Origin of the sequence: Actinoplanes sandaracinus (genome assembly GCF_030009775.1) — a bacterium.
GTDB lineage: Bacteria > Actinomycetota > Actinomycetes > Mycobacteriales > Micromonosporaceae > Actinoplanes > Actinoplanes sandaracinus.
Genome location: NZ_JASCTH010000012.1, coordinates 112,496 through 138,158, shown reverse-complemented (window position 1 = coordinate 138,158; position 25,663 = coordinate 112,496). Strand labels below are relative to the sequence as shown.

Genomic DNA, 25,663 nt, shown 5'->3' with positions numbered 1-25,663 from the left:
GAGGTCAGGCCTTCTTCAGGGTGACCTTCTTGCCGGAGGCCTTCACGGTGTACGCGACCGACTTCTTCGTCCACGGGTTGGTGGCGTACACCCGTACCCCGCCGGTGATGTCCTTGGCCTTGACGATGGGGACCGGGCTCTTCTGGTTGGCGGCCGTCACGTCGCGGCGGACGAGTTTGCGCAGCGTGGCGACCTTGACCGTGCGGCCCTTGGCGGCCTTGCGGGTCGCCGCGGCGCCCTGGGTGGCGGCTGACTTCACCATGGCGGGCATGTCGAGGTACGCCACGCCCGTCATCAGGGTGGCCTCGTCGATCGTGGCCGAGGCCGCCGGCAGGCTGATGTCCTGCGCGCCGTACGTGTAGTCGACCGTGCCCTCGGTCGTCGCCTCGTCGGCGGTCGCCGTGACGTCCACCTCGGTCAGGACGGCAGCCGCCGAGGTGTGCATGGTGACGGTCTCGTCGTCGCTGACGACCCGGAACTCGGCCGAGCCGTCCTCGTGCACCGTCTTCGTGCCGGCCAGCGAGTAGGCGTCGAGCAACGACGCCGGGCTGGGAGCCATCTCGTCCAGGCGCACCCTCGTGTCGGCCGTGAAGACGAACGTGACCGACGGCCGGCCCATCATCGTGAGGGCGGCATCGGCGGTCGGGTCGTCGAGCGACTGGTAGACGCCCTTGCCCTCGGCCGCGTAGGTGACGGTGTCGCGCCCGGCGAACTCCAGCACGTCGAAGTACAGCCCTCGCGCCGGGTCGACGCGGGTCTCCTTCGCGATGTGCAGGGACGACGAGTCCATCGACACGGTCATGTCCATGTCGGCGCGCCAGCCGCCCGCACCGGCCGACAACGACGCGTCCGCCACGGCCTTCAACGCGATCTTCATCTCGGCGGCGCTCAGGGGCGTGCCGGCGTCGGCGGCCCAGGCGGCGCCCGGCGCGGCGATCAGGCCCACCGCCATCGAGGCGGTGGCGAGCAGAACGGCGGGCCTGGTGAGTACGGACATGCGGCGACCTCGGGGGGGAGCGACGGGATGTGGCGCCTGTGTATCGGTCGTCATCCGGCCGCCATGAGGATCCCGGGGCGTTGATCTCGCTGATCAGTCTCCGTCGTGCGCCGGGCGGCGGCAGGGCACCCGCACGGGTGGCGTCCGATGTGGACGCCGGCGCCGGCCGGGGCGGCCGGCGGCGTATGCTCGCGCCATTCGTGAGGCCCGTCGACGGGAGCCACCGCCATGACCGACAGTGACGTCAACGCCAAGCTGGACACCAGCGTGCCGCACTCGGCGCGGGTGTGGAACCACTGGCTGGGCGGCAAGGACAACTTTCCGGTGGACCGGCAGGTCGGCGACGACTTCGCGAACCTGTACCCGGACATCACCGTGGTGGCGCGGCACTCGCGGGCGTTCCTCAAGCGGGCCGTCACCTTTCTGGTGAAAGAGCGGGGCATCCGGCAGTTCCTCGACATCGGCACGGGCATGCCGACGGCGGAGAACACCCACCAGGTGGCGCAGGCCGCGGCGGCCGACGCGCGGATCGTCTATGTCGACAACGACCCGCTGGTGCTGGCCCACGCGCGAGCGCTGCTGACCAGCACGCCGGAGGGCCGGACCGAGTATGTCGACGCCGACCTGCACGACCCGGCGGCGATCATCGACGCGGCGCGGGGCACGCTGGACCTGAACCAGCCGGTGGGCCTGATCCTGATGAACATTCTCGGTCACGTGCCCGACCTGGATCAGGCGGTCGCCATCGTCCGGGCACTGCTGGCGGCGCTGCCGTCCGGCAGTTACCTCCTCACCGCCGACGGCACCAACGTGATCGACGGCCCGGCCTTCGAGGAGGCGATCGGGGTGTGGAACGCGAACGCCCCGCTCAGCTACCACCTTCGTCACCCCGATGAGATCGCCCGCTTCCTCGACGGCCTCGACGTGCTGGAGCCGGGCCTGGTCGCGTGCTCGGCGTGGCGCCCGTCCCCGGACGCGGCCGGCGAGGATCTGCGCGAGGTCGACGAGTACGGTGCGGTGGCCCGCAAACCCTGACCCCACCCGCCGTCCGCCCCGCTGACATACCCGAAAGATCTCACTCTCCGGAGTGTTTATGACACGAGCAGTGTCACTTTGGGGTCAAATGCGCGTTTTCATGGGTGAATCGGGGCGCTGCTGCGCAGCATGACCCCGCCGAGGCCGGTCATCCGGCCCGCTTGTGGAGGTGCCAGCGTTGGTTGCCGACATTGATCTGATTCTGAACGCGTTAGCCGCCGGCGCCGGCGGCGTCGCCACGGCGATGGCCGGGGACGCCGGCCGGGCGGCCTATGAGAAGTTGAAGGGTCTGCTCCTGATCCGCCTCGACGGGCGGGAGACGGCGATCCGGGAGCTGGAGACCGAGGAGCCTCAGCGCGCGGTGCTGGAGGCGCATCTGGTGGCGGCCGGGGCGGACAACGACCGGGAACTCGTCGAGACGGCCCGGGACCTCCTCCGGCGACTCGGCCACGACCCCGGCCCGGCGGGGTCCAACACCGGGGCCGGCAGCGCCGCCCGGGACGCCTACGCCACGTTCGTCAACGGCAGTGTCTTCGTCCGCGGTGACTGGCACCTCGGCGGGGAGAAGGCGAAAGACCGGGCGGAGGAGGCGAACCCCCCTCAGCGGCCGGCGGCGGTTTGACAGGGCATTCGCCTGCCGGTGACAACAAGCCACATCCACCCGTGCGGCGTCTGCCGCTTCTCGGTGGCGTCGTCACGCTGGGGATAGTCGTCGTCCTCGGGTTCCTGATCTTTCTGACCTGGAGATGGGGACAGAGCAGCGGCCCGCCGCAGCAGGCTCTGCCGGCCGGGCCCGTCCCGGAGAGCACCGGGGGCACGCCCGGCTCGGGGGCGCACCGGCCGCCGGCCGGCGGCACCGCGACGACCACGCCCGGTACGGCGGGCGCCGACGCCGGGGCACACCGTGGTTCGGCCGGGCCGCGGACCGGAGGGCAGACCGGTTCGGGGACGGGAGGGACCGGGGCCAGCGGCGAGCCGAACGGATCGGGGAGCGGGCCGGGTGGTGCCGGGAGCGAGGAGCCGGATCCGGGAGGGGTGTCCCCGCCGATGACGCCGCCACCGACCACACCGCCCACCGCCGACCCGCCCACGCAGCAGCCCACCCAGGGCGGCGGTGCGCCCGCACCGCAGGTCGAGGAGGCCCGGACGGTGGAGTTGCGGTCCGCCGACGACGAGCGCAAGTCGGTCGACATCGACTACTGGCAGGCCCGGCACCAGGGTGACGGGGATCTGAACGCGACGGCCGACGGCCTGGCGGGGGCGGGCGGCGCCAAGATCGCGCTCGTGCGGCAGGGCCGGGGCGACTGGGAGACCTGCAGCGCCGACCGTGACGACTGGACGAGCGAGGTCCCCTACTCGGCGCTCACTCAGGGCACCTATCTGTGCGCCCGCAGCTCGGAGGGGCGGGTCGCGTACCTGCGGATCGAAGCCGTGCCGACGGAGGCCTATCCGGCGATCACGTTCTACGGGTCCACCTGGGATCACCCGAACTGAAGCGCCGGCGTGGCCACGGGCGCGGGGGCTCGTACGGGAATGAGAGGGGCGTGACGCGTTCCCCGTTCGCGTCACGCCCCGTGTGCCCGGCCATCCTCCACCGTCCTGGGGATGGCCGGACGTGCCGCACCGCGGGGATGGGACGGCGATATAAAACCCGCCCCCCGCCGGTGCCCGCCCCGCCCGGTGGCCCGGCCAACCCACCCCCGTCGGGGGGTGGGCCGCACGTCCCTCTCCGCGGAGAGGGACCGGCTATCTCAGACCGACCACCAGAGGGTGGTGTCGGGCGGCAGGATGACGTTGTCGGCGGTGCCATCGATGGGGCCGCTGGCCAGCAGCAGCTCGCCGGGGCGGCCGACGGCGACCGGCTCGTCGCTCATGTTGACCGTGCAGCGGAACACCGCCGCGCCCTCGGTCTCGCGCTCGAAGGCGAGCACCCCGGCGGGTGCGGGGATCCAGCGGAGGTTGTCGGTCGGGGCGAGCGCCGGGTTGTTGCGGCGGATCGACAGGGCCGAGCGGTACAGCTCCAGGGTGGAGCCGGCGACACCGGTCTGCGCGGCCACGCTGAGCTGAGCCCACGAGGCGGGCTGCGGAAGCCAGCTGCCGCCGCCGTCGGGGCCGAAGCCGTAGGGGGCCTGGTCGCCGCTCCACGGGATCGGGACGCGGCAGCCGTCGCGGTAGCCGTCCTGGCCGGCGGCGCGGTGGAAGGCCGGGTCCTGGCGGGCCTCCGGCGGCAGGTCGATGACCTCGGGCAGCCCGAGCTCCTCGCCCTGGTAGACGTAGGCGGAACCGGGCAGCGCCAGCATCAGCGTGCTGGCCGCGCGGGCACGGCGCAGGCCGGCCTCGTCGTCGACCGCGGTGGGTTTGCGGCCGGCGGCCTCGCCGTCGATCTTCTGCATCAGGCGGGTGGTGTGCCGGACCACGTCGTGGTTCGACAGAGTCCAGGTGGTCGGGGCGCCGACCGCGCGCATCGCGGCGAGCGATTCCTCGATCATCTGGCGCTGCTCGTGCACGTTCCAGGCGGTGCCGAGGTAGCTGAAGTTGAACGCCTGGTGCAACTCGTCGTCGCGGACGTAGTTGGCGACCCGGGCCAGCGTCGGCGCCCAGGCCTCGGCGACGGCGATGCGCTCGCCGGGGTACTCGTCCAGGATCTTGCGCCATTCGCGGTAGATCTCGTGCACGCCGTCGCGGTCGAAGAACGGGCTCTCACCGGCGCCGAGCAGATGCCACTCGCCGGTGTCGCCGATGTCCGGCAGGCCGTCCTCCTTGACCATGCCGTGCGCGACGTCGACGCGGAAGCCGTCGACGCCCGCGTCCAGCCAGAACCGCAGGATGGTCTTGAACTCGTCGCGGACGGCCGGGTGATCCCAGTTGAAGTCGGGCTGCTCGGGAGCGAACAGGTGCAGGTACCACTCGCCGTCGGACACCCGGGTCCAGGCCGGGCCGCCGAAGATGGACGGCCAGTCGTTCGGTGGCAGCTCACCGTTCTCGCCCTGGCCGGGGCGGAAGTGGAAGCGCTCGCGGAACGGGGAGTCGGGGCCCTCGGCGATCGCGCGCTTGAACCATTCGTGCTGGTCCGAACAGTGGTTGGGAACCAGGTCGACGATGACCCGCAGGCCCAGGGCGTGCGCGCCGGCGATCAGCCGCTCGGCGTCGGCGACGGTGCCGAAGATCGGGTCGACGGTCCGGTAGTCGGAGACGTCGTAACCCGCGTCCGCCTGGGGCGAGGCGTAGAAGGGGGAGAGCCACACCGCGTCGACTCCCAGATCCCGCAGGTACGGCAGCCGGCTCTGGATGCCGGGCAGGTCGCCGATGCCGTCGCCGTTGGAGTCGGCGAAGCTGCGCGGGTAGATCTGGTAGATGACCGCGTTGCGCCACCAGGAAGCCGGTGGCGCCTCAACGGTGCGCGGTGCGATCAGTTGGTCCGTCATGGCGAGGAACGCTAGCAGGTGACTAACACGTGTTACAGACCCAAGCGGCTGCTTTCTTTCAGCAAGTTCTTGCAGCGACGGTTTATGCCGGTTTTGCGGTGGATTCCCGGACTATCAAGGACGTGCCAAGTGTCTGGTGCGGGTGCTGCGCCTCGCCCCTGATAGCCGAGATCAGGAAGCTTGCGGCCATCCGCCCCTTGGTCACGATCGGCTGCCGGACAGTGGTCAGCCGGGGTCGGAACCAAGCGGACTCCGCGAGGTCGTCGAAGCCGGTTACGGACACCTCTGACGGCACTTTTATTGCAAGTTCTTGCAAGGCATCCACGGCCCCGTAGGCGAGGACGTCGGACAGCGCCAGAACGGCCGTCGGCGGGTCGGCGGCGGCCATCAGCCCCCGGGTCGCGTGGTAGCCCTCGGAACGGGTCACCGGCACCTCGGCCAGCCGCACATCGGCCATCGACAGGCCCTCCTCGGCGAGCGCGTCGGCGATACCGGCCAGGCGGCGGGCGAGCGGTCCCCGGTACCCGCGCACCGACACCTCGGCGCCCGGATCCATCGACAGCACGGCGAGCCGCCGGTGGCCGAGGTCGAGCAGGTAGCGGGCCACCTCGCGGGCCCCGCCCCGGTCGTCCACCTCGACGCTCGGGGCGCCCTCCAGCCGGTCGCTGTCGATCAGCACGAACGGGATGCCGCGCCGGTCGAGTTCGGCCACCTCACCGCGGTCGGCCTCCAGCCCGCACACGATGAAACCGTCCACCGCGGCGTACGGAATCGCCTTGAGCACCGAATCCTGCAGCGGCGGGGTCAGCAGCAGGGTGTAGCCCTCCTGGTCGCACACCTGTCCGGCGCCCATCAGGAAACGTGAGTAGTACGGGTTCTCCAGGATCCGGGCCAGTCGCTGCGGCAGCAGCACCCCGATCGAGTTGGTGGTGCCGGCCTGCAGCATCCGGCCCAGGGTGCTCGGCGCGTAACCCATCGCCTCGGCGGCGGCGAGGATCCGGTCCCGGGTCGCCACGGAGATCCGCTGCGGGTTGTTGAACGCGAACGAGACGGCTGAACGCGAGACGCCCGCGGCCGCCGCGACATCGTTCGACGTGGGCTTGCCGCTGGTCTTCCTCGACGGCATGCGCGCTCCCTGGGTTCGGCGCTCACCATAACGCAGCCGTGCCGTGCCGCACGGTGACGTGGTCGGGCCGTACGGCCTCCCCCGGCCGGGGGACGCGTGGCACGACCGCGGCGCCCGCCGCCCCTAACCTGGGGTGGATGACGTTCAGGGCAGCCCGGGTGAGCCGGGTCGCCGCACCCGAGCACACCTGCTGGGCCTTCGACGACGATCGGAGCTTCTGCCGGTACGCCCGCGAGTTCCTGCACGCCGGTCTGGGTCACGGCGAGCAGGTCTGGTACGTGCCCGGTCCCCGCTCCGGGGGTGTCGCCGAGTGGCTGCGGGACGCCGCGCGAGGGCGGGAGGAGTCCGTGCGGATCCTGGCGCCCGAGGTGGCCTACCCCGCCGACGGCTTCATCGACCCGGCCGAACAGATCACCGCCTACGTGGCGGCCACCGAGGCGGCGCTGGCCGCCGGCTTCACCGGACTGCGGGTCGTCGCCGACGCGACGACCCTGATCCGCACCGCCGCGCACCTGGACGCCTTCGCCCGGTACGAGTTCGCCATCGGCCGGTACATGCGCATCGCCCCGCTGCGGGCGCTCTGCGTCTTCGACCGCACCACCCTGGGCGACGACACGGTCGCGGAGCTCGCCTGCCTGCACCCGAGCACCAATGCCCCGGGAGTGCCGTTCCGGCTGCAGGCCGGCGCGACCGCTCGCGTCGCGGTCCTGCACGGCGAGCTGGACGTCGCGTCGGTGGACCTGTTCGCCGCCGCGATCAGGCGGGCCGACCTGCGGCCGGCCCGCGGCACGGTGGTGGTGCACGCGGAGGGGCTGCGCTTCATCGGCCACCACTGCCTGGCGGTGCTGCAGCGGTACGCCGAGCAGCGAGCGGTCACGGTGGTGATCCGCACCCGGCTCCGCACCGTCCCGACCATGGTGGACCTGCTCGGGCTGTCCCGTATCCGGGTGGAGATGATCGCATGACGGCCGGACGGACAGGCTCCTTCCACGAGGCGATCTGCTACGACTCCGACGACCATCTGCTCGCCGTCACCATGCCGTTCCTGCTCGGTGGCATGGCGGCCGGTGAGCCGGCAGTGGTCTCCCTGAGCAGGCACAACGCCGAGCTGGTGCGGGCGGCGTTGCCGGCGGCCGGCGGGGTGACCTTCCTGCCCGGGGGAGCGGTCTACGCGCGGCCGGCCGCGGCGATCAAGCAGTACCGGGAGATGCTCGCCGGGTACGTCGCCGAGGGCGCGGACCAGATCCGGATCGTCGGCGAGCTGCCAGCGCGGGCGCTCGGCGCGACCTGGGACTGGTGGGCGCGTTACGAGGCGGCGGCGAATCACGCGTACGAAGGGTTCCCGGTGTGGAGCATGTGCGCGTACGACACCAGGGTCACCCCGGGGGCGGTGCTCGCGGACGTGATGCGCACCCACCGCCGGACCGCGCGCCCGGACGTCGGGTTCGCGCCCAGCGACAGCTACGTCCTCCCGGCCGACTTCCTGATGGAGCCGCGGGCGCCGTCGACAGACCCGCTCCAGCGGACGCCGCCGCACGCCGACCTGACCGACCCGTCCGGCCGGATCGCCCGGGAGGCGACCCGGGCCGCCGCCCGCGCCGTCCTCACGGCACAGGCCACGGAGGAGATGATCATGGCGGTCAGCGAGGCGGTCGTGAACGCCTACCGGCACGGCCGGGGCACCGTCCGGCTGCGTGTCTGGACCGGCGCCGAGCGGGTGGTGGCCGCCGTGACCGACGACGGGCCGGGCCCGCGTGACCCCTTCGCCGGGCTGCTGCCGCCCCGGGACGCGACCCGGGGCGGCCTCGGTCTCTGGCTGATTCACCTGTTCTGCGACCACGTGGTGCTGGACCGGCGCCCGGGCGGATTCACCATCCGCCTCACCGCCGGGAATCCACACTGGAGCTGAGCGTCGGGAGATCGGTTTGTCGGAGCTGAGCGTCAGGCCGCGGTCACGTCGACGCGGACGACCGCGTCGAACAGGTAGCCGAGCGTGTTGTGCCGGGCCACGTCCGGCTGGGTGTTGCCGCGCACGTCGGTGGCCCGTGCGAGCAACCGGTGCGAGCCGGCCGTCGGCGTCCAGTCGATCTCCCAGCGCTGCCACGCCCCGCCGGGCGTGCCGCCGTAGGGACGGGCGCGGCGCCAGGTCGTACCCCCGTCGGTGCTGACCCGCACGTTCCTGATCGGGCCGTCCGCCGACCACGACCGGCCGGTGAGGCGAGTGCGCACGCCGGCCGGGAACGTGGTTCCCGGGTCGAGCTCGAAGGCGCTCTTGACGACCTGCCGGTCGAACGGCTGCCCCTCGGCCGGGAAGTCCGGGCCGAACAGCCGGTAGAACGTCGTGTTCCAGGGGGAGAACAGCGGCTCGGCGGCGACCTCGATGCGCCCGACCCACTTGATCGAGGCGATGCCGACCCAGTGCGGCACGACGACCCGGACCGGGAAGCCGTGGTCCGGCGGCAGTGGCTCGCCGTTGAGTTCGTAGGCGAGCAGCACGTCGTCGAACGCCTTGCGCACCGGGAACGGGCGGCGCACCGGGCCGAGGTCGACGCCGCCGCTGACGAAGTTCGGGTCCAGGCCGACCGGCTGCACGTCCACGGCGTCGCGGGTGACGCCCGCCCGGCGCAGCACGGTGGAGAGCCGGACCCCCCGCCACCTGCCGACGCCGATCGCGCCGAGCCGCCATGCCGTACCGGAGACGGTCTGGCCCTGCTGGGTGGTGTAGTAGCCGCGGCCGTTGCCGGCGCACTCGATCGCGACCGGCGCGGTCACGCTCGGCAGCCGTAACAGGTCCTTGAGGCTGAAATTCACCGGGCCGCCGCGCAGGCCGGACCCGAAGACCTCCAGGTTCCAGGTGGCCGCGTCGACGGCCGGTGTGACGGTGTGGTTGCGGACGAAGAACCGGTCGACCGGCACGTAGTAGCCCTGATCCTTGAGCGCCGACCACCGGGTTTCCGCGTTGGTGCCGAGGGCCCGGAACAGTTCGGCGGGCAGGGGCTTGACGATCGGCGAGGCGGCGGCGGCCGGGCTTGTGGGGGCGGCGGCTCCGGCACCCACGGCGGCGGCCGGGCTTGTGGGGGCGGCGGCTCCGGCACCCACGGCGGCGGCCGGGCTTGTGGGGGCGGCGGCTCCGGCACCCACGGCGGCGGCCGGGCTTGTGGGGGCGGCGGCTCCGGCGCCCATCGCGACGGTCAGCGCCAACAACTCCCGCCGGGAGAAACCGCGCGTCCGCCCGGCGAGGAAATCGCGCAGTCTGCGCTCGTCGTACACACCCTCATTCATGTCTGCGGATCCTATCGGTGTCGTAGGAATTAGAGAAGGTGTGGCGCGGTCACGGCAGCCGGGCGACCGCGCCGTAGTTCGCCACCTCGCCCGCGCCGGGCCCGGGCCGTTCCGGGCGCCACTGGCTGACCGGGACCAGGCCGGGCTCAAGGGTCCGCAGGCCGTCGAGGAACTCGGCGACCCGGGCCCTGGGCCGCGGCCGCATGTCGGCCTGCCCGCACCGGACGAGTTCCTCGAACGCGGCGGCGGCCCGCTCGCCGGCGAAGTCGAGCGTGCCGTGGCTGAGCACCAGGAAGCTGCCGCTGGGCAGAGCGCTGACCAGCTCCTTGACGACCGTGGTGGCGACCTCGTCGTCGTGCACGAAATGCAGGACCGCCACCAGCAGCAACCCGACCGGCCGGCTCAGGTCCAGGCCGGACCGGGCGATGATCGCCTGCGGGTCGTGCAGGTCGGCCTCCAGGCACACGATCCGGCCCTCGGGGTCACCGGCCAGCAGGGCGCGCGCATGGGCCATCACGACCGGATCGTTGTCGACGTAGACGACCCGGCAGTCCGGGGCCACGGCCTGCGCGACCTCGTGGGTGTTCTCCGCGGCCGGCAGCCCGGCGCCGACGTCCAGGAACTGCCGGATCCCGCTCTCGGCCAGGTGCCGCACGCCGCGGCGCAGGAAGGCCCGGTTCTCCCGGGCGGCGGTGACCACGGTGGGGAACACCCTCGCAATCGCGTCGCCGGACTCGCGGTCGGCGGCGAAGTGGTCCTTCCCGCCGAGCCAGTAGTTGTAGCGGCGGGCCGGATTCGCGGCCGCGATGTCGACCCGCCGTGGCTCCCGGACCGGCGGCGCCGGGCCGTCGGCGAGCAGCCGCGGGCTGTACAGGCCGATGCCGGCGTCCGTTCGTGCTCCGGTGACCTGCCGTAACGCGGCCCGCCGTTCCTGGCACGGCCAGCGGTGCTCGCCGCGTTCCAGCTTGCCGACCCAGCGCGAGTCGACCGCGAGAGAGTTCAGGTTGCGGTCCGGATAGAGCGCCCGCAGGGCCTGGTTGACCAGCTCGGCGAACTCCGTGCGGGACGGCGGCTGCCCGGCCCGGTGCGGTGACGGCAGACGCCGCCGCGCCTCTCGCAACGCGTGGTTGGGCGTGCGGATCGCGTCAGGACGGCGCGGCATGGGATCCCCGGGTCATGGGCATCGGTCGATTCTTTGCCATGGGGCATCCGGGGCGCAAGGGTCGAATTGGTGTTAACTTCTCGAAAAGTACCCGGAATGCCAGGTCGGACCGGAAGTCGGTACCTCCCGAAGCCGCATCCATCCGTGATCGTATATGTGCGCTGAGTCGCTGGTGGGGCATGCGGCGGGCACCGCCGCTAGCCGGACCCGGGGGAAACGCACACCATGAAGTTCGCAAGGCCGGCTTTGCCGCGCCTGACCGACCGTCCGATCCGCACCAAACTGGCCCTGCTGATCACCCCGACCGTCCTGGTGATCCTGGTGTTGTCCGGCGTGATCGGCTACGGCGCCGCGGCCGCCGCCTCCCGCGCCGACGAGGCCCGCCGCCTGGTCGGGCTCAGCCTCACCGCCGGGGAACTGGCCGCGGCCCTCCAACGCGAACGCGCCGCCGCCGGCCTCGTCTTCGCCCGGCGATCCGGGCCCGAGACGATCACCGCCTACCGGGAGGCCACCCTGCGCACCGACGCGGTGCTGGCGAGGTACCCCGGCGGCCCGGCCGGCGCCCTGCCCTCGCTGCGCGAACAGGTGCGCGGCGGGCGGGAGGTCCCCGCCAGCCTCGTCCTGTTCCGCTACCGCACCATGATCGCCGACCTGACCGGATACCGCGCCGGCATGGGACAGCTCAACGTGGACACCGGCACCAGCACCCGGCTGCGCGCCGTCGCCGGCCTCTCCGACAGCATCGAGGCCCTCGGCCGGCTCCAGGTCACCGTCCTGCCGGCACTCGCCGCCGGCCGGCTCACCGCCATCGAACAACAGCAGGTGGTGGCGTCCGCCGCCGCCCACGCCGACAACCTCGAAGGCTTCCGCCGGCTCTCCCCGCCCGCCTGGGAGGCACGGCTCGACGCACAGCCGGGCTCCCCGGCCGTGACCGACGCCGAACGTCTCCAGGCGCTGGCCGCCAACAGCCCGCCCGGCGCCGATCTGACTTGGGCCGTCCCGCCGGAGCAGTGGACCGGCGCGCTCGGCGCCCGGATGGACCAGCTCCACGCCGTCGAACGGTCGCTGGACGCCGAACTCGTGCGCGCCGTGACCGCGGAACGCGACGACCAGCACCGGGAGATCCTGCTGCTCGCCGCCGCGGTCCTGTTCTGCCTCGTGGTGCCGATGGCGGCCGGGTGGTGGATCACCCGGTCGATGACCCGGTCACTGCGGGCGCTCACCCACGGCGCGGCCGCCACCGCCACCACACTGCCCACGGTGGTCGCCCGGCTCACCGCCGGCCGGCCCGACCCGGCCGCCGCGGCCGAACTCGTCGAACAGGCGGGGCAGGCGATCGCCGTCACCGGCCGGGACGAGATCGGCGAGGTCGCCCGGGCCTTCAACCACGTCTCTCGTACGGCCGTGAGCCTCGCCGCCGACCAGGCGCAACTCCAGGCCGTCATCGCCACGGTCATGGAAGCCATCGCCCGGCAGCTGCAACGCCAGGGCCAGCGGGTGATGGCCGCCATCGACGCCCTCGAACAGGACGAGGAGGACCCGGACCGGCTCCGGCGGCTGTTCGAACTCGACCAGCGGGCCACCGGCATCCAGCGGCTCATCGCGAACCTGTTCGTCTTCGCCGGCGGCCGGGCGGGACAGCCGGCCCGGCGGCCCATCCCGCTCGCCGACGTGGTCAAAGCGGCGATCAGCCGGGTGCACAACGCGTACGACCAGGTCGACGACGCCCGCGTGGAGACGTCGGTGCTGATCGTGCCCGAGCACGCCGAGGAGATCGTGCACGTGCTCACCGAACTCGTCGACAACGCGGTCCGGTTCTCCGCCCCGGGCAGCCCGGTGCGCGTCGAGGCCCACCACGTGGGGGACCGGGTCCACATCCAGGTCAGCGACGACGGGATGGGGATCCCGGAGAGCCGGTTGCCGTACCTCATGGATCGCCTGGCCACCTTCCGCCTGGACGCCGAGACCGCCCGGCACATGGGACTGCCGGTGGTGGGCCGCATCGCGGCACGTCTCGGTCTCGACGTGGCGCTGCGCTCGGCCGGCGCCGGCACCCGCGCCGACGTGATCGTTCCCGGCGTCCTGTTCACCGTCGGCCCGGCCCATGCCCCCGCGGCGCCGCCGCCCTGGCCGCCGCCGGCGCCCGGCACCCCGCTCAGGATCTTCGAGGAGGTCGCACACCCGTACTTCCACCACGATGCCGCCCGGCCCGCGCTCCCCGCGGCGTGGGCGAGCGCGTCGGCCGCCGCGTCGACCCTGGCCGACGCCCCGCCACCACGGCGGCGCACCGCACACGGCCTGCCGGTCCGCGTCCCCGGCGAATACGCCCTGCCGGCTGTCGAACCACCCGCGCCGGCGTCCGCGGCCCCGCCCCGCGACCGTTCGGCCGCAGCCCGGGGAATGGCCGCCTTCGCCGCCAGCGCCCGGCTCTCCCGCAGCACCCCCACACAGATTGGCCCCCGATGACCTTCCCCGACACCCCGGCCCCCGGGGTCAGCCGAGCCCTCGGTTTCCTGCTCGACCGCTTCTGCTCGGAGAACCCCGACGTCAGTCACGCCCTCGCGGTCTCCGGCGACGGCATCCCCCTGGCCGCGAGCGGTGGCGTCGACCCGGCCATCCGCGACCAGCTCGGCGCCAGCACCTCCGGCCTGATCGGCCTGGCCGTCGGCATGGCCTCGTTCATGCGGGCCGGCGAGGTGCACGACATCGTCGTCAACTTCGACTCCGGCTGGGTGATCGTGCAGCGGCCGTCCCGGCGGCTGGTGCTGACCGCCCTCGCCGGGTTCGACGCCGAGATGGGCCGGGTGCACCACGAACTGGTCCGGCTCGGCGAGGCCGCCGGCCGTGTGCTCGAACCCGGCCCCCGCGTGACCGCATGACCAGCACCCGAGCCGACAGCATCCGGGCTGCCAAGATCGTTGTCGCGGGCGGTTTCGGGGCCGGCAAGACCACCTTCATCGGGTCGGTCTCCGACGTGGTGCCGCTGCGCTCCGAAGCCCTGTCGACCGAAGCGGCCGCGGACGCCGACGACCTCAGCCTCACCCGCGGCAAGGAGACCACCACGGTCGCCATGGACTTCGGCCGCATCACCATCGACGACCTGCTGGTGCTCTACCTGTTCGGCACACCCGGGCAGCGGCGGTACTGGTTCATGTGGGACGAGGTCACCAGCGGCGGCATCGGCGCGGTAGTCCTCGCCGACGTGCGCCGCCTCGCCGACGCGTTCCCGGCCGTCGACTACTTCGACGCCCGCTCGATCCCGTACGTCGTCGCCGTCAACGCCTTCCCCGGCGCCGCCCGCATCGCGGACGCCGAACTGCGCGAGGCGCTCGGCGTCGCCCCGGCCGTTCCCGTCCTCACCTGCGACGCCCGTGACCGGCACCAGGTCCGCGACACCCTGATCCGGCTCGTCCAGCACGTGGCCGCCTGCTACCGCGCCGTCCACCACATTTAGGAGAACCGTGAGACACCCACAGAGCCTGCTCGCGGCGGCGGCCGCCGTGCTGCTCGCCGCCACCGGCTGCTCCGGGTCCAGCCTCGACACCGGCCGCCCGGCCGCCGGCGACGGCACCCTCACCGTGGGGCTGATCTGGCCCGCCTCCGGCCCGTACGCGGCGCTCGGCAAGGACCAGGCCGCCGGCTGGCAGCTCTACCTGGACACGCACGGCGGCAAACTCGGAGGCCGGACGATCAAGACCGTCACCGCCGACGAGGGCACCAATCAGGCCTCCGCCCTCACCGCGGCGAAGAAACTCCTCGACAGCGACCGCGCCGCGGTGCTTGTCGGCACCGCCAACGCCGACGCGGCCTCCGCCGTGGCCGCCCCCGCCACCGCGAAGAAGGTGCCGTTCATCGGCACCGGCGGCCGCCCGTCCACCCTCACCGACGTCAGCTACACCTGGCACACGTCGTGGCTGTCCCGCGAGATGGGCGAAGCCGTCGCCGGTTACATGAAGACCGCCGTCGACGGCCCGGTCTACGTCATCGGCCCCGACTACCAGGGCGGGTACGACCAGCTCGGCGGCTTCACCGACGCCTTCACCAAGGCCGGCGGCCGGCTCGCCAACCCCGACGGCAAGACCACCTGGACGCCGTGGCCAGCCACCACCAACTTCCTGCCCTTCCTGAACCAGGTCAAGGAATCCGGCGCCAAGGCCGTCTACACGTTCTACGCCGGCACCGCGGCCGTCGACTTCGTCAAGCAGTACCAGCAGGCCGACCTCAAGATCCCGCTGTACGGGGCGGGCTTCCTCACCGAAGGCGCGGTCCTCGGCGCCCAGCAGGCGGCCGCCGACGGCGTCTACACCGTCATGAACTACGCCCCCAACCTCGACAACCCGGCCAACCGCGCGTTCGCCCCCGCCTACCAGGACAAGTTCGGGGCCGCGCCGAACATCTACGCCGTCACCGGCTGGGACGCCGCCCTGCTGCTGGACAAGGCGATCGCGGCCGCCGGAAACGACCTCACCGGCGAGGCCGTCAACAAGGCCATCGCGGCGCTCGGCGCCGTCGACAGCCCGCGCGGAGAGTGGCGGTTCGGGACCCAGCACGCCCCCAACCAGGCCTATTACCTGCGGCAGGTACGCGACGACGGGCGCACCCGGGCCAACGTCGTCACCCAGACCCTGACCACCCTCACCAACTGAGAGGACGGTACGCGGCGATGGCCGGCACCTACCTGTTCGACAACGCCACCACCGAGGCCGCCCGCCAGGTCAAACTGCTCGCGGCGATCCTCGACGAACACAGCTTCGGCGTGCTCCGCGCGCTCGGCCCGGAACCCGGCTGGCGGTGCCTCGACCTGGGCACCGGAGCCGGCAGCGTGGCCCGGTTCCTCGCCGGGGCCGGCTGCCGGGTCGACGCCCTCGACACCGACCCCCGCCACCTCGACGAACACGAGCTGATCACCGTACGGCAGGAGGACGTCACCACCGCCTCACTCGGCTCCGGCGTCTACGACCTGATCCACGCCCGGCTGCTCCTCATGCACCTGCCGCAACGGGAGGAACTGCTGGCCACCATGGTCGCCGCCCTCAAACCCGACGGCCACCTGGTGATCTCCGACTGGGACTGCACGCGCCCGTCGGACATGCTGCTCACCGCCCCCTTCGAGGTCGCCGAGGCGTTCCTGGCATTCCAGAACACCATGATCGCGGCCGGCGCCGCCCGCGGCATGGACGTCGCCTGGGCACGCCGGCTGCCGGCCGCCATGCGCGCGGCCGGTCTGCGAGTGCACGGCGTCATCCACAACCGCTTCTGGACCGGCGGCGAACCCGGCATGCAACTGCACGCCTGCAACAGCCGCCAGCTCGAACAGGGCCTGCTCGCCGGTGGCATGACCCGCACCCAGCTGGAGGTGCTGCGGTCCGGCATGGAGAACCCCGAGGTCAGCGGCTACACCTACCCGATGCACACCGCCGTCGGCACCCGGGTGTAACCCGGCGTGGCCACCTGGGCGGCGACCATGGTGGACGGGGTGGCCTACGGGCTGCTCCTGTTCACCGTCAGCGCCGGACTGGCACTGATCTTCGGGGTGATGGACGTGCTCAACCTCGCCCACGGCACGTTCTACCTGGCCGGCGCGTACCTCGCCTGGGCCCTCGGCGACGGCGTCGCCGCCTTCAGCGCCGTCGCCGGCCTGGTCGCGCTCGGCGTCGCCGCCCTGGCCGTCGGCGCCGCGGGTGGCGGTCTCCTCGCCCTGGCCCTGCGGCCGCTGCGGGCCGGCGCCGACCACCTCGACCAGGCGCTGGCAACGCTGGGGCTGGCCTTCATCGCGTCGTGGGCGTTCACCGAGGCGTTCGGGGCAGCCCCCTTGCCGGCCTCGCCGCCGGCCGCGCTCGCCGGGAACGTCGTCATCGCCGGGCACGGCTATCCGGTCTACCGGCTGCTGTTCATCGTCGTCGCCGCGTTCCTGGCCGCCTGCCTGCACCTGGTGGTCCGGAGCACGCACGCCGGAACCCTGTTGCGGGCCACCGTCAGCGACCCGGCGATGGCGGCCGCGAGCGGCATCCGGGTCAACCGGGTACGGGTCACGGCCCTGGCCGTCGGTGGCGCGATCACCACTCTGGCCGGTGTCCTCGGCGCGCCGCTGCTCGGTCCGGCTCCGGGCGTGGACGTCCAGGTTCTGGTGCTGTCGCTGGTCGTCGTCGTGGTCGGCGGAGCCGGATCGGTCGTGCACACTCTCGCGGCGGCGCTGCTGGTCGGCCAGGTGCAGACCGTCGGCGTCATCGCCGCGCCGACTCTCGCCGCGTTCCTGCTCTTCGGCATGGTCTTGGCGGTCCTGGTGATCCGGGGCCGCACCGGCGCGGCGGCGGTGCTCCGCGCATGAATCCGCCTCCGGCCGACCGTGCCCCCTCCACCCCGATCCCACGGATCAACGGTGAGCCCGTCCATGTCGAGCCGGTCGACGTCGAGCTGCTCAATGTTGAGCCGGTCGACGTTGAGCCGGTGAACGTTCAGTCGGTCGGTGTTGGGCCGGTCGACGTTGGGCCGGTCGACGTTGAGCCGATCGGTGTTGGGCCGGTCAATGTCGATCCGGTCGACGTCGAGGTAGTCAACATTGAGCGCATCAATGTTGAGCGAATCAATGTTGATTCTGCTCATGTTGACGGCCTCAATGTTGACGGCGTCCATATTGAGGCCGTCCATGTTGAGTCGGCACGTCCTGACCTTGATCCGGTGGCAGGCGCTTCAGTCGACGTTGCTGGGTCAGCGTCCGTCTTGCGGCGCCGTCGGTTCGTGCTGCGGGGCGTTGCCGGGCCGGAGTCCGTCTTGCGGCGCCTTCGGTTCGTGCTGCGGAGCGTTGCCAGGCCGGCGTCCCTCCTGCGAGGCCGTTGGTTCGCGGTGCCGGGCGTTGCCGGGACGGCGCTGCTCCTCGCCGCTGCCGTTATCCCCGCGGTGGCCGGCCCCTACCCGGTCGCCGTCGCCGCTCACGCCCTGGTCCTCGTCCTGCTCGCGATGAGCACCCAGCTTCTGGTGGCGGTCGCCGGGTTGCCCGCGTTCGGCCAGACCGCCTATTTCGGTGTGGGCGCCTACACCGCGGCGCTGCTGTGCCGGGGAGGACACAACGACGCGCCGCTGTTGCTGGCCGCCGCCGCCCTCACCGCCGGCGTCGCCGCCGCTGTCACCGCGCCGATGCTGATGCGGACCCGTGGCACCGCGTTCCTGATGGCGACCTTCGCCGTGCAGTCGCTGACCGCGACCGCCGCGGCCCGCTGGACCACCGTCACCGCCGGTGACGAGGGCTTGCACACGCCTCCGGTCCTGCCCTGGCCCGGCGGTGCGCCGCTCACCGCACCCGCATACCTCTACTGGTACGCCCTAGCGGTGGTCGCCCTCGCCGGTGCAGGTCTCGCGTTCTTCCTGCGTTCCCGGCTGGCTCTCACCTTGCGCGGTATCGCCGGCCACGAGCCCCGGATGACCGCCCTCGGCCATCGGGTGACCAGGGACCTCACCGCCGGCTACACCATCGCCGGTGTGGTGGCCGGGCTGGCCGGTGGCCTGCTGATCGTCGTCAACCAGTACGTCTCCCCGGCTGACATCGGCTTCGAAGCGGCCTCGCTGACCCTGCTGGCCGCCGCGATCGGCGCGGGCACGCTGGCCGGCGCGGCCATCGGTGCGGCCCTGGTCGTGGCCGTCCGCGACGGGGCCGGGGTCGGCACCGACGGTCTGAGCCCGTTGCTGCTCGGCCTGCTGTTTCTCACCGTCGCCTACCTGCGCCCCCTCACCGCCCGACTGAATCGCCGACGCGGATGAAGCCCGCCAGGCCCGATGTCGCGGTGCGAACCACCGCCGGCGTGCGGTGGAGGAGGCGGTGAGCGCGGCTGGGTTGGAGGGCTGTGAGTGGGCTCCGCGGTCGGTGTGCGGTGGGGGCGATTGCCGCTGGTTGGAGTGCTGAGGGTGGGGCCCGTGGCCGGTGTGCGGTGGGGTCGCGTCGATTGCCGCTGGTTGGAGGGGATGTGGGTGGGCCCGGATCGGCGTGCGGTGGGGGTCGGGGTGAGTGCGCCCGATTGAAGTGCTGTGGGTGGGCCCGCGCCCGATATGCGGTGAGCCCGGCCGGTTGGAGTGCTGAGTGGGTGGGCCGCGCCGCCGGGTCGGTGTGCTGCGGCCGGTGTGCGGCGGAGGCCCGGGTGGCCGCCGCCGATCCGAATACTGCGGGGGCGGTCATCGGCCGCGCGAACGGGAGGCTGGGATGAGCACTGCCGGATCCGGATCCGGTGCCGCGGGTACGGGCCACCGCCCGCCCGAGCCGAAGGCTGAAGTGGACGTTTCCACCGCCGGACCGGTGCTGCGGGTACACGATCTCGTCGGCCGGTACGGGGCGGTCACCGCGGTCGACGGCGTCAGCCTCACCGTGGCGGCCGGCAGCAGGCACGCCGTCATCGGGCCGAACGGGGCGGGCAAGAGCACCCTGCTCAGCCTGATCGCCGGCAGCCTGGCCCCGCACGGTGGCCGGGTCCTGTACCGGGACACCGACATCACCCGGCTCGGCCAGGCGGCGCGGGCACGGCGCGGGATCGGGCGGACCTTCCAGCATCCGGGGATCGTCGAGCGGCTGACCGTCGCCGACAATGTCGCCCTGGGCGTGCCGATGCGGCGGTCGCTGCGCGTGCGGGCGGCCGTGACCGACGCTCTCGATCAGGTGGGCCTCGCGGGCAGTGCGGGGGAGACCGCAGGGCGGTTGCCGTACGGCCAGCGGCGCCTCGTGGAGATCGCCATGTTGCTGGCCGGTTCGGCGCGGCTGTTGCTGCTCGACGAGCCGTGCGCCGGGCTCGGGCCCGCTGATGTCGAACGCCTGACCGAGGTGTTGCGCGCGCTCCCGGCCGACATGACCGTCGTGGTGGTCGACCACCACCTGGACCTGATCTGGAACCTGGCCGGCACCGTCACCGTCCTGCACCAGGGCCGGCACCTGTGCACCGGCACACCAGGCGAGGTGCGCGCCGACCCGGCCGCGCGGACGGCGTACCTCAATGTCGTCCCTCCACCCCGCCGCCCGGGATCCGACGCCACGCCGGGCGGTGCGGATGCCATGCCGGGCGGTGCGGATGTCATGCCGCGCGGTGCGGATGTCATGCCGCGCGGTGCGGGCGCCGCGGTGACGGGGAGCGCCGACCGGGCCGGGGACGGCGGGCCGGCGTTGACGGTGACCGGTCTGCGGGCCGGCTACCAGGGCGCGCCGGTGATCGACGGTCTGGACCTGGACGTGGCGGAAGGTAGCGTCCACGCCCTGCTGGGCCGCAACGGCGCCGGTAAGACCACGCTGATCAACGCCCTCGGTGGCCTGCTCACGCCGGGGGCCGACACGAGGATCCGGGTGGCCGGAACGTATCTGCCGATCGGCCGCCCGCACCGGTTCGCCGGGCACGGGATCGCCCTGGTCCCGCAGGGGCGCCGCTTGTTCGCGCAGCTCACCGTCGCCGAGCACCTGAGTCTGGCGGCGCGTTCCCGGGGCCGCCGTTCCGTGGAGCGGGTGCTGGCGCTGCTGCCCGCGCTGCGGGATCTGGCCCGGCGGCGTCCCGGCCAGCTCTCCGGCGGTCAGCAGCAGATGCTCGCTCTCGCCCGCGCCCTGCTCAGCGAGCCGCGGGTGCTCCTGCTCGACGAGCCGAGCGAAGGGCTCGCGCCCGTGGTGATCGGCCAGTTCGCCGAATCCCTGACCCGGATCGCCGCCGAGGGGGTGGCGGTGCTGCTGGCGGAACAGAATGTCGGTTTCGCTCGTACGGTCGCCGACCGGATCACGGTTCTCGACCGGGGGCGGGTCGCGCTCACCGTCGCGACCGCCGATCTTCCGGGCAACGGCATGGAGCACCGCCTGAACCGGCTGCTCGGCATCGCCGCGAAGTAACCCGGCCGCCGGAACGCGCCGCCGGAACGCGGCCAATGGAACCCCCGCTGCTGGAGCGCCGCCGCCGGAAGCCCGCCGCCGGAGCGCCGCTGCCGGAACGCGCCGCCGGAACGCGGCCAATGGAACCCCCGCTGCCGGAAGCCGGCCGCCGGAACCCCGCTGGCAGGGGGCCGCCGATAGGAGCCCGCCGAGAGCGTGCCGCCGCAAGTCCGCTGGCGTGGACATCGATGCGAGCCCCGATGGGAACCCGCCGATGGGAGGCGGCAGGTGGGGAGTGCCACCGCAACTCGTACCCGCGAACGCAACGCAACGGTGGGAGGCGGCAGCGGGGGAGCGCCACCGCACCGCGTACCCGCGAATCCGGCTCGAACGCCGTGCTGCGGCGGACAGTGACCGACCGCGGCGACGCCGAAGCCGGATGGCCCAGAGGGGCCACCCGGCATCTCTCCAGCGAGGGAGCGCGAGGGAGAGCGAGAGAGAGGGCCTACCGCTTGTTGTCCGCGGCCGACTCGGCGACCCCGGCGCGGTCGACCGACTCCCAGTCGGTGCGCGGCAGGGTCCGCGCGGCCTCGCCTTCGGCGGCCCCGGCCGAGTCCTGCGGCCGGCCGGGCCACCAGAACCGGTCACCGGTGAGGGTGGCCAGGGCGGGGACCAGCACGGTACGGACCAGCAGCGTGTCCAGGAGCACCCCGATGCCGACGATGACGCCGATCTGGGTCAGGGTGACCACCGGCAGAACCCCGAGGACCGCGAACACCGCCGCGAGCAGGATGCCCGCGCTGGTGATCACCGCGCCGGTCACGGCCAGGGCGTGCACCATGCCGTCCTTGGTGCCGCGGGTCGCCGTCTCCTCCTTGGCCCGGGTGACCAGGAAGATGTTGTAGTCGACCCCGAGCGCGACCAGGAACAGGAACGAGAACAGCGGCACCGAGTTGTCCAGGGCCGGGTAGTCGAACACGTTCCGGAACAGCCAGGAGCCCGCGCCGAGTGACGCCACGAAACTGAGGACGACGGTGATCATCAGCAGGATCGGGGCGACCAGCGCCCGGAGCAGGGCGACCAGGACCAGGAACACCACGGCCAGGATCACCGGGACGATGACGGCCAGATCACGGCGTGCGGCGTCGCGGGTGTCGAGGGCGGTCGCGACCGTGCCCCCGACGAGGGCCTCGCCGTCCAGGCCGGTGCGCAGCGCGCGGATGGTGTCGAAGGCCTCGGCGGTGTCCGGGGCCGCTTCCAGGACGGCGTTGATGCTGACCCGCGAGGCGGTCTGCTCGGCGATCCGCGCCTGGGCGACGCCCTCGGTGCCGGTCACGGTGGCGAGGACCTGCTCGGCCTTCGCGGGCTCCGCGAGGACCACGGCGGGCCCGGCGGCGCCGGCCGGGAAGTATCTGCTGAGCGTCTCCAGTCCCTGCACCGACTCGGCCTCGACCCGGAACTGCTCGGTCTGCGACAGACCGACCTTGGTGCCGAGACCACCGAGCGCGAGGAGGCCGAGAACGGCCATCGACGCGGCGGTGACGGTGACCGGGCGGCGTACGACGGTGCGGCCGACCCTCGCCCAGAAGCCTCTGCCATCCTCCGCCCCGGCCCGGCCGACGCGCGGGATGAACGGCCAGAACAGCGTGCGGCCGCAGATCACGAGCGCGGCCGGGAGCACGACCAGGGCGAAGACCGCGGCGATGGCGACGCCGGCGGCCGCGCTGATGCCCAGCGCCGTGTTGCTCTTGAGGCTGGCCAGCATCAGGGTGAGCAGGGCCAGGATGACGGTGCCCGCGCTGGCCGCGATGGCCGGCCCGGCCCCGCGAAGCGCCTTGGCCATGGCCTCGAACCGGTTCTCGTAGCGGTGTAGCTCCTCCCGGTAGCGGGAGATCAGCAGCAGCGCGTAGTCGGTGCCGGCGCCGAACACCAGCACCGTGACGATGCCGGCGGTGGAGCCGTTGATGGCCAGGTCGGTGTGCTGCGACAGCAGCGCGATCACCTTGGCGGCGAGCTGGTCGGCGAAGCCGACGACGAACAACGGGACGACCCAGAGGATCGGGCTGCGGTACGTGAGCAGCAGCAGGATCGTGACGACAACGACGGTGACGAGCAGCAGCCGGGTGTTGGCGCCGCTGAAGCTGTTGGACAGGTCGGCGCTGAAGCCCGCCCCGCCGGTGACCTGCGCGGTCACCCCGGACGGTAGGCCGGTGGAGGCCTTCGCCCGCAGATCGGCGACGGCTTGGCTGGTGACGTCGGCGTCGCCGGTGGCCGGCAGCGTCACGGTCACCAGGGCCGCTCTCCGGTCCCCGGAGAAGATCGGCTGCCCGAGGCCCGCGACCGTGACCAGGTCGGCGTCGGTGAGTGCCGCGCCACCCTTGGCCACCACGATCAGCGCCGGGTTGGTCCGGCCCGAGGGCAGCTCACGCTGCAGCTCGGCGACCCGCGTCGACTCGGCGGACGCCGGCAGCGACGAGGCCGGGTCGTTGTCGGTCTCCGTCGTTCCGGCGAACCCGAGGACGAGTCCACCGAGCAGCAGGGCCAGGAGGAGCGTCGCCCATGCCCTTCTCATTACAGGTGCCCCCTCAGAGCAAGTCTTCATGACTGAGAATCTTTACCATCGAGATTGTTCACGACTGTGCCGGGATCTGCAACACTTGCCCCCGTGGAAGTGAACGAGACCGCGGAACGGGCGCGGTTGCGCAGGGAACTCGTGGACCTGCTGAACACGTACAGCAGCGAGGCGCAGCACATCGGGCACGCCTTCGCGCACCAGCACCGGCTGCACGCCACCGACATGCACGCCCTGCTGGCCGTGATGCACGCCGAGCGGCGCGGCGCGCCGCTGACCCCCGGCAAGCTGGGCGACGCCATCGGCCTGACCTCCGGCGCGACGACCGCCCTGATCGACCGTCTGGAACGCGGCGGACACCTGCGGCGCAGCCGGGAGAGCACCGACCGGCGGGTGGTGCACCTGCGGTACGCGGACGCAGGCATGGCCCTGGCGCTGTCCTTCTTCGCCCCGCTGGCCCCGCGCACCGACAAGGTCATGGCCGAGTTCGATGTCACCGAGCTGCAGGTCATCGAACGGTTCCTGCAGGGCATGATCGGTTCGGTGGTCGCCTACCGCGACGAACTCCGCAACGCCTGACCGATTCCGCCCGCCGCGCCGGAAGTGCCGGGCCCACGGTTTGCAACGCATGTGCACCACGCGCTCGCCGCAAGGGGCCCTCGCCGTTGCCGATCGAAAGCGGCGTGCGAACCGAGCCCATCCTTGCCGCAGCCATCACCCCGCCGACCGCAGACGGCGGCGTGTTGGCCGAAGCCGACGCCATGCTGGCCCGCGGCCGTGCCCGCCACGCCGAGCGACTGCTCGCGCCCCTCGTCGGGCGCGAGCCGGAGAACACCGGCGCCTGGCACCGGATGGCCCGGGCCCGCCTCGACCTCGGCGATCTGGGCGGTGCGCTCCTCGCGGCGCAGGCCGGGTGGCACCTCGATCCCTACGGCGCCGAGTCGCTGTACTGGCTGAGCCAGGCGCGGTCGCGTCTCGGTGACCACGCCGAGGCCATCGCGGCCGCGGCGGCGGCCTGCCGGGAGGATCCCGGCAACCCGCGCCTGCATAACCGGCTCGCCGAGGCGCAACTCGCCGCCGGGCTCGCGGCCGACGCGGCCGAGGGCCTGCACAGCGTCGCCGATCTCGCGGGGTACGACGCGGACCTGCTGGTCACGTACGGGCTCGCGCTGTTCGCCATCGGGCGGCCGCTGAGCGCGCGGGAGGCCGTCGGACGGGCGCTGGCGATCGATTTCGGGCACGCCGGGGCACGTGCCGCACTGAAGGCCTTCGCGATGGCGATGAGCTCGGCCGTCGACGCGGCGTCGCTGGCGGTGGCGGCCGACGAGTTCGGCGAGTCGCTGCGGATCCATCCCGGGCAGGGCGCCGTGCGGCGGCCCGGTGCGGGGCAGGACGCGCTCGCCCACGTGGCACGGGTGGCGCTGCTCTGGTTCCTGGCGGCGGTGGCCGGAGCCGGGATTCTGGAGGCGGCCGGACTGCTGGTGGCGCCGGCGAGTCTCTACCTCGCGCTGGTGTCCGCGGCCGGGGTGGCGGGGTGCGTGTCCGCGCTGGCCGGTCGGTCACGCCGAACCGTCTGACCGCTTACGGTCATCTCGCTTCTCGCTCGACTCTTGCTCTGTTGCTGGCGGCCGGTCCGGATCACACCGGCCGGCCGTCGGCCTGCTCACGGCCCGTCTCCGAGTCGGGCTGCTGTTCGGCGGGCTGGTGTTCGCCGGGGTGATGCTCGCCGGGCTGGTCGTCCGCGGGCCAGCGCGCCTCCCGCAACTGCCGCAGGATGCGGGTCAGCTCGGCCCGGTCGGCCGGGTCGAGGCCGGTGAAGAGCCGCTCGCCCTCAGCGGCGCGCGCCTCGCGGATGGCGTGCATGGTGGCCACCCCCTCCGGCGTCAGCGTGACCAGGGTGGCGCGCCGGTCGGACGGGTCCGGTTTCCGCTCGGCCAGGCCGCGTCTCTGCAGGTCGTCGATGACCTCGGTGGCGGAGCGCGGCGCGATGCGCAGGTGCTCGGCCACGGAGCTGAGCCGCATCTCGCCGTGCCGGGAGAGCACGCCCAGGGCGCGCGACTGCGACGGGGAGATGTGCCACGGCTCCAGCGCGATCCGGGTGTGCTCGCGCAGGCGTCGGGTCACCGCCCAGAACGCTTCCAGCAGGCTGTCCTCCTCCACGGCAACAATCTATCAGGGACTATCGCTGTTCCCTCATGTTGAGGTAACCTCAGCGTTGTTGCCTCCCGGGTGGCCGCCTCT

General features: G+C 72.7%; 22 protein-coding genes. 15 read left to right on the top strand and 7 right to left on the bottom strand.

From position 1 onward, the window contains the following. Window positions 1–4: 4 nt before the first annotated feature. Window positions 5–997 (bottom strand): hypothetical protein, encoded by a 993-nt coding sequence (locus QLQ12_RS19630; protein WP_282761658.1) that lies wholly within the window; start codon window positions 995–997, stop codon window positions 5–7. Between the two features lie 228 nt (window positions 998–1,225). Here QLQ12_RS19630 and QLQ12_RS19625 point away from each other — a divergent pair, with 228 nt between their 5' ends. The 3 genes from QLQ12_RS19625 to QLQ12_RS19615 all read left to right on the top strand — a co-directional run bounded on the left by QLQ12_RS19625 (window position 1,226) and on the right by QLQ12_RS19615 (window position 3,526). Then, window positions 1,226–2,032, top strand: coding sequence for an SAM-dependent methyltransferase (locus QLQ12_RS19625; protein WP_282761657.1), 807 nt, complete (start codon window positions 1,226–1,228; stop codon window positions 2,030–2,032). Between the two features lie 178 nt (window positions 2,033–2,210). Then, window positions 2,211–2,654 (top strand): hypothetical protein, encoded by a 444-nt coding sequence (locus tag QLQ12_RS19620; protein WP_282761656.1) that lies wholly within the window; start codon window positions 2,211–2,213, stop codon window positions 2,652–2,654. A 41-nt stretch (window positions 2,655–2,695) separates the two neighbouring features. Beyond that, window positions 2,696–3,526 (top strand): hypothetical protein, encoded by an 831-nt coding sequence (locus QLQ12_RS19615; RefSeq protein ID WP_282761655.1) that lies wholly within the window; start codon window positions 2,696–2,698, stop codon window positions 3,524–3,526. 257 nt (window positions 3,527–3,783) lie between these two features. Here the strand turns inward: QLQ12_RS19615 and QLQ12_RS19610 are convergent, their stop codons facing one another. Together QLQ12_RS19610 and QLQ12_RS19605 are read right to left on the bottom strand one after the other, a co-directional pair. Beyond that, entirely contained in the window at window positions 3,784–5,457 is a 1,674-nt protein-coding gene (locus tag QLQ12_RS19610; RefSeq protein ID WP_282761654.1) for a glycoside hydrolase family 13 protein, read from the bottom strand. A gap of 82 nt (window positions 5,458–5,539) precedes the next feature. Further along, the gene (locus QLQ12_RS19605; RefSeq protein WP_282761653.1) at window positions 5,540–6,583 is read right to left on the bottom strand and encodes a LacI family DNA-binding transcriptional regulator; all 1,044 of its coding nucleotides are present in this window, start codon (window positions 6,581–6,583) and stop codon (window positions 5,540–5,542) included. A gap of 137 nt (window positions 6,584–6,720) precedes the next feature. On the opposite strand from QLQ12_RS19605, the gene QLQ12_RS19600 reads away from it, so the two are divergent. Beyond that, the gene (locus QLQ12_RS19600; protein ID WP_282761652.1) at window positions 6,721–7,548 is read left to right on the top strand and encodes an MEDS domain-containing protein; all 828 of its coding nucleotides are present in this window, start codon (window positions 6,721–6,723) and stop codon (window positions 7,546–7,548) included. Next, window positions 7,545–8,492, top strand: coding sequence for an anti-sigma factor RsbA family regulatory protein (locus QLQ12_RS19595; protein ID WP_282761651.1), 948 nt, complete (start codon window positions 7,545–7,547; stop codon window positions 8,490–8,492). Before QLQ12_RS19600 ends, QLQ12_RS19595 begins: the two co-directional genes overlap by 4 nt. A 32-nt stretch (window positions 8,493–8,524) precedes the next feature. Here QLQ12_RS19595 and QLQ12_RS19590 read toward each other — a convergent pair whose 3' ends face one another. Both QLQ12_RS19590 and QLQ12_RS19585 read right to left on the bottom strand, forming a co-directional pair. Beyond that, complete coding sequence (locus tag QLQ12_RS19590; RefSeq protein ID WP_282761650.1) at window positions 8,525–9,865, bottom strand: sulfite oxidase; 1,341 nt, start codon at window positions 9,863–9,865, stop codon at window positions 8,525–8,527. A gap of 49 nt (window positions 9,866–9,914) precedes the next feature. Beyond that, window positions 9,915–11,027, bottom strand: a complete 1,113-nt coding sequence (locus tag QLQ12_RS19585; protein ID WP_282761649.1) for an SAM-dependent methyltransferase — start codon at window positions 11,025–11,027, stop codon at window positions 9,915–9,917. Window positions 11,028–11,252: 225 nt separating this feature from the next. On the opposite strand from QLQ12_RS19585, the gene QLQ12_RS19580 reads away from it, so the two are divergent. From QLQ12_RS19580 to QLQ12_RS19545, 8 genes are all read left to right on the top strand, one after another. Next, window positions 11,253–13,493, top strand: coding sequence for a sensor histidine kinase (locus tag QLQ12_RS19580; protein WP_282761648.1), 2,241 nt, complete (start codon window positions 11,253–11,255; stop codon window positions 13,491–13,493). After that, a complete protein-coding gene (locus QLQ12_RS19575) occupies window positions 13,490–13,906 on the top strand; it encodes a roadblock/LC7 domain-containing protein (protein WP_282761647.1) in 417 nt (138 codons plus the stop codon). The genes QLQ12_RS19580 and QLQ12_RS19575 overlap by 4 nt, the downstream gene beginning before the upstream one ends. Then, complete coding sequence (locus tag QLQ12_RS19570; RefSeq protein WP_282761646.1) at window positions 13,903–14,481, top strand: GTP-binding protein; 579 nt, start codon at window positions 13,903–13,905, stop codon at window positions 14,479–14,481. Before QLQ12_RS19575 ends, QLQ12_RS19570 begins: the two co-directional genes overlap by 4 nt. Before the next feature lie 7 nt (window positions 14,482–14,488). Continuing rightward, window positions 14,489–15,673, top strand: coding sequence for an ABC transporter substrate-binding protein (locus QLQ12_RS19565; protein ID WP_282761645.1), 1,185 nt, complete (start codon window positions 14,489–14,491; stop codon window positions 15,671–15,673). 17 nt (window positions 15,674–15,690) lie between these two features. Continuing rightward, window positions 15,691–16,464 carry a class I SAM-dependent methyltransferase gene (locus tag QLQ12_RS19560; protein ID WP_282761644.1) on the top strand — a complete coding sequence of 258 codons (774 nt, stop codon included), beginning with the start codon at window positions 15,691–15,693 and terminating at the stop codon, window positions 16,462–16,464. 6 nt (window positions 16,465–16,470) lie between these two features. Further along, window positions 16,471–17,355 carry a branched-chain amino acid ABC transporter permease gene (locus tag QLQ12_RS19555; protein ID WP_282761643.1) on the top strand — a complete coding sequence of 295 codons (885 nt, stop codon included), beginning with the start codon at window positions 16,471–16,473 and terminating at the stop codon, window positions 17,353–17,355. A 515-nt stretch (window positions 17,356–17,870) separates the two neighbouring features. Next, a complete protein-coding gene (locus QLQ12_RS19550) occupies window positions 17,871–18,782 on the top strand; it encodes a branched-chain amino acid ABC transporter permease (protein WP_282761642.1) in 912 nt (303 codons plus the stop codon). Window positions 18,783–19,218: 436 nt separating this feature from the next. Further along, window positions 19,219–20,871, top strand: a complete 1,653-nt coding sequence (locus QLQ12_RS19545) for an ATP-binding cassette domain-containing protein (protein ID WP_282761641.1) — start codon at window positions 19,219–19,221, stop codon at window positions 20,869–20,871. Window positions 20,872–21,355: 484 nt separating this feature from the next. Here the strand turns inward: QLQ12_RS19545 and QLQ12_RS19540 are convergent, their stop codons facing one another. Further along, window positions 21,356–23,422 carry an MMPL family transporter gene (locus QLQ12_RS19540; RefSeq protein ID WP_282761640.1) on the bottom strand — a complete coding sequence of 689 codons (2,067 nt, stop codon included), beginning with the start codon at window positions 23,420–23,422 and terminating at the stop codon, window positions 21,356–21,358. A gap of 93 nt (window positions 23,423–23,515) precedes the next feature. On the opposite strand from QLQ12_RS19540, the gene QLQ12_RS19535 reads away from it, so the two are divergent. Further along, window positions 23,516–24,001: a MarR family winged helix-turn-helix transcriptional regulator gene (locus QLQ12_RS19535; protein ID WP_282761639.1), complete on the top strand. Its 486-nt coding sequence runs from the start codon at window positions 23,516–23,518 to the stop codon at window positions 23,999–24,001. A gap of 104 nt (window positions 24,002–24,105) precedes the next feature. Next, window positions 24,106–24,999 (top strand): tetratricopeptide repeat protein, encoded by an 894-nt coding sequence (locus QLQ12_RS19530; RefSeq protein WP_282761638.1) that lies wholly within the window; start codon window positions 24,106–24,108, stop codon window positions 24,997–24,999. 61 nt (window positions 25,000–25,060) lie between these two features. On the opposite strand, the gene QLQ12_RS19525 is transcribed toward QLQ12_RS19530, so the two are convergent. Beyond that, window positions 25,061–25,582, bottom strand: coding sequence for a MarR family winged helix-turn-helix transcriptional regulator (locus QLQ12_RS19525; protein WP_328518290.1), 522 nt, complete (start codon window positions 25,580–25,582; stop codon window positions 25,061–25,063). Between the last annotated feature and the right edge of the window lie 81 nt (window positions 25,583–25,663).